At 39.1% G+C, this 10689-nt stretch carries 12 protein-coding genes; 3 read left to right on the top strand and 9 right to left on the bottom strand.

Annotation, left to right across the window (positions count from 1 at the left end; all coding sequences use genetic code 11):
• Window position 1: 1 nt before the first annotated feature.
• The 4 genes from CSV79_RS13115 to CSV79_RS13100 form a co-directional block, all read right to left on the bottom strand.
• Window positions 2-985 carry a ring-cleaving dioxygenase gene (locus CSV79_RS13115; protein WP_099689513.1) on the bottom strand — a complete coding sequence of 328 codons (984 nt, stop codon included), beginning with the start codon at window positions 983-985 and terminating at the stop codon, window positions 2-4.
• A 269-nt stretch (window positions 986-1254) separates the two neighbouring features.
• Entirely contained in the window at window positions 1255-1995 is a 741-nt protein-coding gene (locus CSV79_RS13110; protein WP_233201450.1) for a pirin family protein, read from the bottom strand.
• A gap of 211 nt (window positions 1996-2206) precedes the next feature.
• Entirely contained in the window at window positions 2207-2512 is a 306-nt protein-coding gene (locus tag CSV79_RS13105) for a monooxygenase (RefSeq protein WP_099689511.1), read from the bottom strand.
• Between the two features lie 2 nt (window positions 2513-2514).
• Complete coding sequence (locus tag CSV79_RS13100; RefSeq protein ID WP_099689517.1) at window positions 2515-3438, bottom strand: DsbA family protein; 924 nt, start codon at window positions 3436-3438, stop codon at window positions 2515-2517.
• 251 nt (window positions 3439-3689) lie between these two features.
• On the opposite strand from CSV79_RS13100, the gene CSV79_RS13095 reads away from it, so the two are divergent.
• The 3 genes from CSV79_RS13095 (at window position 3690) to CSV79_RS13090 (ending at window position 5097) form a co-directional block, all read left to right on the top strand.
• The gene (locus tag CSV79_RS13095; RefSeq protein ID WP_099689510.1) at window positions 3690-4262 is read left to right on the top strand and encodes a TetR/AcrR family transcriptional regulator; all 573 of its coding nucleotides are present in this window, start codon (window positions 3690-3692) and stop codon (window positions 4260-4262) included.
• A gap of 133 nt (window positions 4263-4395) precedes the next feature.
• Entirely contained in the window at window positions 4396-4662 is a 267-nt protein-coding gene (locus tag CSV79_RS17150; protein ID WP_233201449.1) for a hypothetical protein, read from the top strand.
• A gap of 93 nt (window positions 4663-4755) precedes the next feature.
• Window positions 4756-5097: an anthrone oxygenase family protein gene (locus CSV79_RS13090; protein WP_369824983.1), complete on the top strand. Its 342-nt coding sequence runs from the start codon at window positions 4756-4758 to the stop codon at window positions 5095-5097.
• 894 nt (window positions 5098-5991) lie between these two features.
• Here the strand turns inward: CSV79_RS13090 and CSV79_RS13085 are convergent.
• The 5 genes from CSV79_RS13085 to CSV79_RS13065 form a co-directional block, all read right to left on the bottom strand.
• Window positions 5992-6735, bottom strand: coding sequence for a hypothetical protein (locus CSV79_RS13085; RefSeq protein ID WP_099689509.1), 744 nt, complete (start codon window positions 6733-6735; stop codon window positions 5992-5994).
• 480 nt (window positions 6736-7215) lie between these two features.
• Complete coding sequence (locus CSV79_RS13080) at window positions 7216-7839, bottom strand: malonate decarboxylase holo-ACP synthase (RefSeq protein WP_099689508.1); 624 nt, start codon at window positions 7837-7839, stop codon at window positions 7216-7218.
• Window positions 7830-9515 carry a biotin-independent malonate decarboxylase subunit beta gene (mdcD, locus tag CSV79_RS13075; protein WP_099689507.1) on the bottom strand — a complete coding sequence of 562 codons (1686 nt, stop codon included), beginning with the start codon at window positions 9513-9515 and terminating at the stop codon, window positions 7830-7832. The genes CSV79_RS13080 and mdcD overlap by 10 nt, the downstream gene beginning before the upstream one ends.
• Window positions 9508-9804, bottom strand: coding sequence for a malonate decarboxylase subunit delta (locus CSV79_RS13070; protein ID WP_099689506.1), 297 nt, complete (start codon window positions 9802-9804; stop codon window positions 9508-9510). The genes mdcD and CSV79_RS13070 overlap by 8 nt, the downstream gene beginning before the upstream one ends.
• A 39-nt stretch (window positions 9805-9843) precedes the next feature.
• Window positions 9844-10677 (bottom strand): triphosphoribosyl-dephospho-CoA synthase, encoded by an 834-nt coding sequence (locus tag CSV79_RS13065; RefSeq protein WP_099689505.1) that lies wholly within the window; start codon window positions 10675-10677, stop codon window positions 9844-9846.
• Between the last annotated feature and the right edge of the window lie 12 nt (window positions 10678-10689).

Here is a 10689-nt window from a genome sequence, read left to right as displayed (position 1 = left end):
CTTACAAATACTCTTTTTCAATTTTAAGTGTGCTACGTACTGTGTCGATTGGTCTTACTGATGCTTCAATTTGTTTCCTTTCCCCTTCAAGGAATGGCGGTAACGACAAGATTTCCCCTACCGTTTCATACGGTTCATCTCCCATAAAGCCAGGACCATCTGTTGCCCATTCAAAGAGGATGCCTGGTGCTACCCGTGCATATAAAGATTCAAAGAAGAAGCGATCCACATAACCAGACGTACGGAATCCTGCCGCTTCCATATGATTGATCCACTCATGTAATACGTTTGTATCTTCCACGCGGAAGGCTGCGTGATGCACTGTACCAAATCCTTGTCGCCCAGCTGGTAGGTTTTCATTATGTTCCACAATGACTTGCGCACCATTGCCACCTTCACCGACTTCAAATAAATGAAGCGAACCTTCAGTTGCGATTTCGCGCATTAACATGACTTTTTCTAAAACCTCTTTAAAATGGTCAAATTGCGAGATACGAATATGAACGGGTCCTAAACCTGTAATGGCAAACTCCAAAGGTACTGGACCATTCTGCCAGGGTGTTCCTGACTCAATACCTTCGTTAAACTCATCAGAAACTAACATATATTGTTGGTCATCAAAGTCAACAAACGAAATAGTTTTCTTACCGAAAACATCTTTAATACCAGTATTTTTCACTTCGTACTTATCAAAACGTTTCACCCAGTAATCAAGGGCAGCGTCTGTCGGCACACGGAAAGCCGTTTTATAAATCTCATTCGTTCCATGTGTACCTTTTGGAATACCTGGGAAATCGAAAAATGTCATATCTGTACCGGCAGAGCCTTTATCGTCCGCGAAGAATAAGTGATACGTTTGAATATCATCCTGATTGACTGTTTTCTTTACGAGACGCATTCCCAATACATAGGTAAAAAATTCATAATTCTTTTCTGCACTACTTGTTATAGCTGTTACGTGGTGAATTCCTTTTAAGTGATTCATTATAGTTCCTCCTATCATTAGTTCAAATTGGTATACAATTAATTCGAGATAATATTATTGAAAAAAATATATTTGGTTACAACTTTTTTAAGTAGTATTTGCATTTAATTGATTCATCTCGAATTCGAAATAAATATATCACAGATTCCTTTCTCTTGTCAACACTTTCATTTTAATTAATTTGTATTGAAACTAAACTTGTATGGAAGAAGTATTATAGGATGCGCGTATAGCATTGGATTTATGACTACTTTTTAAAGCTACGACTGTTACGTGTTCTTCAAACCACTAATTGTCCCATCCTTAGACATGGGCGCATTCCTCTCGACAAAGAACAATACAAGTGTAGTGTGTTCATTCGCGACTAAGGGCGGAAGAGGATTGACTAAATCCGTTACCGCTTCTTGCTTACCAATCGTGAGATCTTGAACCATAATTTCGCCATTCATCACGTATAGAAATGGTGTAAGCCCTGGATACACTGGAACATCCAACTCTTCACCCGCTTTAGGATGCGCGTCTAATATGTAGACATTTTGCCTAACGTAAAGTGGCGCTTCACTTCCTTCAGGTCCTACCATGACATACCAATCATGATTATCTACCGGTTTATCATGAAATTGAACTTCTGGGGAAAGATCGGTTTCATTCGGTCGGATGAAGATTTGAAGCATTTCTACCTCATCTTCTTTTACTTTTTCTTCATGCCAAAAGCTTGCGCCTGCATTCATCATCATTAATTTCCCACGTGCAATCGGTGCTTCAAAACCCGCAGAATCCCTATGATAAGTGATACCTGAGCCGATATAACTTAAAATTTCATCATTGATATGTTCGTGCATTTTAATCGTTAAACCCTTTTTCATCACCGCATGATCAATGATAGCTAACGGCCCAAAAGCAGTATCTGTCGTTTCCTCTCCAAGAATATCACCCGGTTGAACGCGTGTAATGTTTAATGGACTTCTGAACGGCTGTGCATGATTTCCTGCATTAAGTTTTTGTAACAATACAAACTCCTCCTTTTCATTGTAGAAATGAGACTGCGACATAACTAGAAAATAGTCCGTTCCCCTACGCTCCTGTATCTTAAAAAAATACGTTTATAAATACGTAGTCAAAAAGAAAAATGCATGGAGGCAATTGTCCTTCATGCATTTTTGAGGTTTTGTCACTGCCCCATGCTGTAGTAAGTATTTTCGTACAAATACTTCTAGTTATTTATTTTACTGGTCCTTTATTAATCTCGGTAAGTTTAGAATTCACGTCAAATATTTTTGAGTTAATATTTGTAATGCCGAAGCTAGCTAATCTTTTAGCATGCATGTTTAAATAGTTTTCGGCTGTTTCTTTTGTTTGGAAGCTATAAATTCCACCCGCTTCATTTGTTTCAGCGTTTTCCGTCCATATTTTCCAAATGAATCCCTCTTCATCATTGATACTTTTTGCTAAATCAGCAAAGCCCTCCGCCATTTCATCTCCAAATGGTCCATTCATTTTAAAATCTACTTGTAATACGTATGTCATGATCATTCTCCTTTTGATACAGTAGTTGTAAAATACGCTTCCCCTAAAATTTCCCGCGCTTCATAACTGTCTGAAGAAAGTTCTTTTTCAACAAACGAGTGAATAGCCGATTGTTCGACATCGTACATGACTTCAATTTCTTTTGAAAATAGAAGTTTTTCTTTTTTTAGTAATCTAGAAAGAGATGGTTGTTGCTTTGGTTGTATGACTTCCAAGTTTAGAACTTTTTTCAGTCCGTCTACATAGGATTCAAACGGGCGACCACCAACAATTTTTATACCTTTATTTTCCGCATTGATCATAATAATGCTAGGAAAACCAGTAGCACCTAAACTTCTAGCTAGCGCGAAGTCTTCATTCAATAATTGTTGTGCAGCCAGTTGTTCCGCTTCATGTACAATAGCTTCTCCGTCAAGATTAAGTTTGTTTACAATTTCTATCATAACAGACCTTTCTGAAATGTTTTGATTGAAGACAAAAAGTGCTTCTCTTGTACGACGTAAATAGTCAAATGCAAGCGTCTCGTTATGATTTTTTTGAATGATTTTAAATACACGAGAAGGTGGATACGAAGATTGAACCGGATTATCAAGCATTAACGTACCATCAATCGGCATTCTTGAATGTTCTCCAACTTCTCTCCAGTGACCAGCAACATCAGCGGGCTTATAAATTCCGTTTGCAGGATCGATTGGCCCGTCATGCCATTTTTCTAATAATCCGCCCATCACCGTATGGAAATTGAAATAATTACCGTACTGCTCCACAAAACGGCGAAGCTCTGGTTCAATCGCCCAACAATGAGAACAAATAGGATCTGTCACATAATAAAGATTAATCGTTTTTTCCGGCTGGTTAAAGTCGATTATTTCCATTTCCTCGTTTCCTACTTCCCCACATACACCTGTTTGTAAATCACACATCATATTATTATTATTTTTCACTTTAGTATTCCCCTTTTCTATAGAATGGGCGAAAGGAAAAATCTTATTCCTCGCTTTCATTCATTTAAATTTTTCAACAAAACATATTTCGTTTACTTCGCTTCACAAGTCAATCATTTGCTTACAATTAAATTCTATAACATAATGAAAATTATCAACACCAATAGTTTGTCGGTATTGTTGCTTATACAACACATTGAAGAAATTGTTGAAAAAGTAGGAGGGAAACCAACATGAATCAACCAAAGACGGACCCCCGAATTCAACGGACCCGTAAATTAATCATGGATGCTTTTATGGAGCTTTCGAGTAAAAAAGAATTTAAGGACATTACCATTAAAGATATTGCAGCTGAAGCTATGATTAATCGTGCCACGTTCTATTATCACTTTGAAGATATATATGACTTATTGGAGAAGGTATTATCGGAAGTATTATTAGTTAATTTGGATTGTAGCAATTACCAAAACAGCGAACTAAATGAAGAAGTAGTAGTTAGTATTTTTATAGCAATCACGAACTTCCAAAAATCATTATCCAACCGTTGTCATAGAGGATACGAAGAGACCATTGCTCGGAATATTAGAGAACAGCTCGAAATCATTTTTTATAAAATGCTGTTAAAACAACATAACACCGAAGAAGATGAAGGACTAAAAATTACTGCTGTCGTATTAAGCTGGGGAATTTACGGAGCCTCTGTAGAATGGAAAAGAAATAGTAAGAAGATCACGCCAGAAGAATTTATTAAATTAGCAATCCATTATTTAATTCCAGGAATAGATTTTGCGTCTTCTAACGAATAGATATAACTAGCGACATGTAATTGGTGAAAAAGTAGATGTGATAATAAAATAAATTAATCTAAATGTAAACATCAAGTGCTTATGACGGATTTTTACACGAGACTTGTACATTATAAAAGGAGATATAAAAAACTTGAATGGATTATATACAGGATTTCGTGCTGCCTTAGTCATTCTCTTCGTATTGCTAATTCCATCGATAGCTCTTGCTGCTCCAGACAATCTATCCCCCACCGAGATGAATGACAACTATTTAAAACAAATTAGCTTTTCTGAACCGACCGCGCTAAAATTTATAGTCTTGAGTGAAGGATTTAATAGCACACAAGATGTACAGGAGAAAGTTAGTTCGTCATCATTCTTTAAAGTCTTGGCAGGTCTCGCTGTATTAACAACATGAATTGTTGCCGGAACCGTCTTTGCATATGCCAACTCAGTCATGCCCGGTCTGCGTAATTCAGACGATCGTACCTTCGTTCTTTCCATTAGACACTTGACTTCATCTGTAGCCAATCCGATTTTCCTCTTTATTTCAAATGGTGCGCTTATAGCGCAAATCGGCTTTGTTTTATTAGCCGTTTCGTTGCAGCAATTTGATCAAGTCGTTTTAGGATCCATCGCGTTGATCTTTTATGCCGCTACTCTACTAATCACTTTTTCAGGGAACCTTCCGTTGAATAAAGCCATAATCTCTGCAGAGCTACCTGCAAGCGATTCTGAATGGAATGAACATAGAGTCCGATTTGAAGCACGTTGGACATTGCTGAACCACTTGCGTACCTTAACATGCATTTTGAGTGTGTCCGTGCTAGTAGTAGCGTTGCTCATTAATTAGTAGTATAAATTCAATATGAAGAATGAAAAAGGGACAGTGAAGGGATCCACAGAGGAACTTATCCAGGATTTATTGCGACTTCAAATAAATAATCACTATGTAAATTGACAATATTAATAACCTATTTAAGCACGCATATCGATTCACTAATTTTCCCCGATAAAATATATACAACAAGAGAACCTAGCTTTTAAAATGTAAGTGACCACACCACCAGTTACTATAGGTAAAACACGCTTACCTAAGCTCCTTATCACAGTGAATGATATTGCAGGTGAGTCGTATACATATGGGTACACAACATGCGTGACGTAGTAGTTTTCTAAAATCTTCCCCTACCAATTTCTCTAATTATCTCTTGTGAGAATAGATGCGAGAGTTTACGCATCTATTTTAGATACGTTTTTAACAGGCCAATTAACAGACCTTACAATTACTATTGTAGGTCTGTTGTTTTATATGTTAGAGCTACTGTTAATTAGTATGTTAAAAATAAAACAATTTATTTCGCGCCCCCGTATAGAAAAGGTCCTAAAAAGGTCCTCTTCGAATCTTTTATCAATTATTGAACGCGATTAATAAGGCTATTACAAGCAACTTCAACTAAAGGATACCGTTGAGAAGCGGGATGAGCAAAGAAGTTAGTGAGTTATCACAACTATGATTACTTTTCTCAATAACAAAAGCTTTTTATAACTCTTCATTTTCACTTTTTTAATAACCAATTCTTCTTAGTTTCCAATGAAATACTCCGTTCTTATCGTACAGAACAACTCCTGCAATCTGGCCCTGTTACTGAAAAGGGGCAAGTCCTTCTTGACAAAACGCACCCATTGGCGGCAATGCATTTACCTTTACTAAAACAGATTACCTTTAATACAGCATACTGTATTTCTAAACGGAAATTAAAATACTTTCTATTTTCACTTTTGAATTCCTGTTGTTACTCGAAATTGTAATAACTTCCACGTTATACTCATCAGCACTTTCGAAAATTAATGTCTGATCATTCTCCAAATGAATAATTACGCCGTTATCCAAAGATTCTTTATTCTTAAAAATTGTATTGATCAACCCAAAATCAGACTTAGTAAATGGTCCTTTTATTCTAATCTCTTTTATCCCGTTGATTCCGTTTTCTTTAGCATTAGGCAACATATACTTTCGCATAAATTCAACTGACTTTTCATTTTTTATCTGTTGTAGTCCTATCTGTAAAGGAATTCCTTCAAAAAATGGAAAATAGCTATTTCTCCAAGGCATTGTTCTCGTAAACAATCCTAATCCCCATTTGAATTGGAGATACTTTGGCTCGGATATACTTATTGAATTCGTATTACTTATCTCTTTGTAAACTTTATCTAAATCATCTACATCTAGCATCAAACAGATAAGTCCCCTATGCCCACTATTATACTTTTCTACCCATTCTGATTTCCATCCACCACCATCCTTTTTTACTAGGTGAATCATCTCAAAATATTCATTTCCGATCCATATATTAGATGCTTTAAATCCCTTTGTTCCTTTTCCCCATTTGGGTTCATAAGGCAAACCAGCATCTCGTATTAACTCAATTTCAAAGGGGTCCTTCTGGTACTTCTTATCAACATTTACAACTAAGTGATCAATTTTCAATAATCTCTCTCCCCGTAAAAAGTCGATGAATTTTAAGAAAATACTTATTTCTTAAATTGGAATTCTACGCAACGACCATTCTCGTTTGCGGAACAAGTATTGTTCTACTATTGATATGTTCATAAAGCATGAAACATTTCATAGTTCCGAAGGTCGTGAATGCACGGAACTACGTTTCGGTCGTCTTATTTCACTATCTAAATTACTATACTTCAGATACCTACAGAGATTTCTAAAATGATACTGTTATGGATTTTCCTAACGCAAAAAAAGCTACTCTTCCTATTGAAGAATAGCACACAATTCATAGCAATATTTTCAAATCATTCATTGATAAGCTGTAATTTTTACAGATTTTAAAGATCTAATTTATCTTATAATCTGTACCTTGATTCTAACATTCGGTTGAAATTCTGTTAAATCGTTTTTCCATATACGAAAAAACGGAGCCTTCATTAAAGTGGACTCTTCTTACTTCAATCAGCTTTCCATTTTTAATGCACCAATCTGTTTTAGAATCGGTCCATCCATCGTCCGTAGTAAGATTTCCCCATCCTTCACCGATGCATATTCACTCAGTGAAAACGCGCCTTCTAATAATTCAACTTGTACATCTACCGCCACAGGGAATTTTCTCAATTCAACCATTAGTTGTCTAGAGAGTTCATTCGTTAATCTACTATCGGCGCGAATGATCACATCTACATCGCTTGTTTCGGTAACCGTTTCTTTATCGCTTGCCAACTCGAATCCAACACTGCCTGTCGGACCCCAGTTAAGCGAGAATTTCTCCATCATACAACTCACTTCATCTACATACGTAAACAGTTTTTCTGGACGCTCTTTCCACTTTTGCTCATATGCAAGCTGTTCCGGCGTAACCCTCTTCACAATTCGATCTCCAGGAAGAAACGCAGCAAATCGCTCATTTCTTTTTTCACCTCGAACTCCGACAGAAATAAAACCTTCCGCTGAACGCGCTCGTCGCACTACGACGAATGGTGCGCGATCGAGCGATAATCCTACCCAGTCAGGTTGCGGTGAATAGCTGATCAAGTCACTTTTGCAGGCTATTTCCAATAAATCATGCGGATTTACTTCCATTGTGCGAAAAGCTTCTCTCTAACAAAAATTGAGGCAGCCCGTCCACCTTCTATTGCAAGATCAGATGTTAAGCGGTTGCTTAGATCATTTACATTTCTATCCCGTACGTCATCAACCGCACGACTTATTTCTTGATAAATCAGATCTTTATCCTTATTTTCAGGTGCATCTGCCTCTATCCCATCAACCAATGAATAAAGGGCCCCCAGCTTTTCAAAAGAATTCACGTCATAGGCCATAGCTGGAACTTTTTTCGAGGCTATTTCCAACTCTTCCAAACTTCTTTGTGTAATTCTGGCTGCTGATTGTTTAGACATAACGTGCACATTTACGCCCGGATCATTTAACGCAATAATTCGGTTGGATTGCATACCGTGTGATAAAAATGCTCCTGAAATCGCATTTCCCGGAATGAACGAAATTACAGGGTGGCCAGCAAGCCGTGCTGAAGCATATGCATCTACTGCAGCCGCGCACGCCTGATGGATTCCAAGCAACTCTTCATGATATCCATAAGCCTGACTCGGAACATCGACAATTGCTATGATGGCTCGCTTTTCTCCGTCCCGATCCTCTTCAATCGCTTCACGGATATGTTTCGCAATCGACCAGCCTTCCAGTAGACCCAGCTCGCCATTTCGCGCACGAGGAAAGTAATTTTCACCATCGGGTACAACTGCGATATACCGTACTTTACTCGCTCCAATGCTGCTGTCAGCCACACGGACAGAAGGCAGATCTCCTATTTCCTCGGCGGTACCACGCAGCTTATTAAACCATATTAGACCTCTGCCGTTTGATAGTGTTCCATGAGAAGTCCGTTTTGCTACTACAGAATCATTCTCAGATTGCTTCCATAATTCACGTACATCCTCAAATGAAAGACGATGATTTGGCTGAACCAGTCTTAAAAAGTTATTATATCGCTTCTCTTGTTCTGTTCTCTGCGGAAACGTTTTATCACCATTGATCACGGAAGTGACTGCTTCTTTTACAGCCTCCATATCATCCTCAATTAGTAAATCTGCAAAACCGGTAGCTGTTCGCTGTTCTCCGCCTATTGTTCCCCAAATAAGCTGTCGGTCTTCCGAATCAAATTCGCGTATCCCTGCTTCTTGCTCGATTACTTCGGGTCCGTTTAATCCAAGACGGCCTTCTTTCGTCATAATAACGGCACTGCACAGTCCCGCGGTTATGGACATACCGCCGAACGCTCCTATTTTGCCAGGGATGACGCCAATTACAGGAACATGACGGCGAAGGGCAACGATAGCTGCGCTAATTTCAGCGATAGACAGCAAACCGTAATTTGCTTCCTGCAGTCTTACCCCGCCCGTATCATAAATCAAAACCGGGATGGTCTTTCTCCCGTCTTCACAATCCTTCAGTACCCGTTCCAATGTACCGGCAATTTTTGCACCTGATACTTCGCCAATTCCTCCGCCTTGAAACTTTCCTTCTATTGAAATAGCGACCGCCAGATGACCGTTTATTGTCCCTTTTGCTACAATCACTCCGTCATCGCTTTGCGGAACGATTCCCTGCTTCTCCAAGTGAGGTGATTCCACCCCGTCAAACGGACCAAGCAGCTCTCTATACCCTTCTGTATCCAACAATTCAACTGTTCGTTCACGTCCACTGCATTCCGTGAAACTGGCCTTCAATGATTTAATCATAGCTACTCACCTCCACTGCCTGAGCTAGACGCATAGCGACCATTCCAGGTGTTGCTCCGAAATCATTGATCTTTACGTTTGCTGCTATATCATGCTGCTCAAAGAAGCGCTTAATAACAGCTTCCCATGTAGCTTTGTGTCCCGTGACATGTGTCCGAATCGATACTTCTACTGTCGCCTGATCATTAGGTTCCAGAATAATTTCCAAATCCCCTGAACCTACAACCCCAACATGAGCAGGTCGGTCAATACTTTTGGTTGCAGGGTGGGTAAACAAGAAACTCTCCAAATGAAGCACCTCCTATTTGTATCTATACGCTCGCTAATCTTATACTTCGCAAATCGGTTTATACGACTTGATTTTATCTAAAAACAGTGTGGCCGCAAGCAGATCTGCACTTCCACCAGGGGATATATTTCGCTTGATAAATTCGTCATCCAAAGACTTTATCAAATGCAAATTTCCATCATGCAATATCGCGGCAGCCGCTTTCTTTGCAAATGACAATGCCTCAGGGCCCCCGCGATGTAGTATGCACGTATCATCCAAGTGTGCAATTAACGATAGAAGTGCCGCCAGCCGTGCATTTTCCTCGGTCATGCCTTGACTCCTAGATTGCTTCAACATCGGAAGTGAATGAAGGAAAATATGCGGAAAACCGAGCTGCGCTTCACCCCTTGCACCATTTACGTTATACTTCACCATGACTTTTCCGCCATTTGTCGATGAGACGGGACAATGCTGATCTGGATATCGCGCGATTTCACCTGCGTTTGAAATAGTTTTTTCCAATGGATCCATTCCTTTTCCAATAGAGGCAGCTGAGACGAGAAGTCCGATTGCCCAAATAGCTCCCTTATGTGTATTCACACCGCCGGTTACTTCGAACATTCTCTTTTCCCCGGCACGTCCGATTGCTGCAATTTCTTCCCGTATGAATTGTGAAGGCTGCTCACCATAGCTAATTTCTGCAATTTCCGCGAACGTCTCTTCAAGTGACTCTGCTGAAGCCTTCATTAATTGGATGGAAAGATCCTGATGCGCACCCGTATTTTCACTGTCCACCAATCCCGGCTTCGGCGTCAGTTCTACTTCTTCTATTAATGAACGACAGGCGGTATTTGCAATAAAGCGAATAAAGGAATGCTTTTCTTGAATCATAACACCCCTCCA

It is taken from the genome of Sporosarcina sp. P13 (assembly GCF_002743055.1).
Classification (GTDB): domain Bacteria; phylum Bacillota; class Bacilli; order Bacillales_A; family Planococcaceae; genus Sporosarcina.
Note: the sequence above shows the minus strand (reverse complement) of the source record. Positions and strands in the feature narration are given on the sequence as shown.

Coding starts and splice junctions, on each gene's coding strand:
- CSV79_RS13115 (WP_099689513.1), bottom strand. CDS start 985: ATGAATCACTTAAAAGGAATTCACCACGTAACAGCTATAACAAGTAGT.
- CSV79_RS13105 (WP_099689511.1), bottom strand. CDS start 2,512: ATGACATACGTATTACAAGTAGATTTTAAAATGAATGGACCATTTGGA.
- CSV79_RS13100 (WP_099689517.1), bottom strand. CDS start 3,438: ATGATGTGTGATTTACAAACAGGTGTATGTGGGGAAGTAGGAAACGAG.
- CSV79_RS13095 (WP_099689510.1), top strand. CDS start 3,690: ATGAATCAACCAAAGACGGACCCCCGAATTCAACGGACCCGTAAATTA.
- CSV79_RS13080 (WP_099689508.1), bottom strand. CDS start 7,839: ATGGAAGTAAATCCGCATGATTTATTGGAAATAGCCTGCAAAAGTGAC.
- mdcD (WP_099689507.1), bottom strand. CDS start 9,515: ATGATTAAATCATTGAAGGCCAGTTTCACGGAATGCAGTGGACGTGAA.
- CSV79_RS13065 (WP_099689505.1), bottom strand. CDS start 10,677: ATGATTCAAGAAAAGCATTCCTTTATTCGCTTTATTGCAAATACCGCC.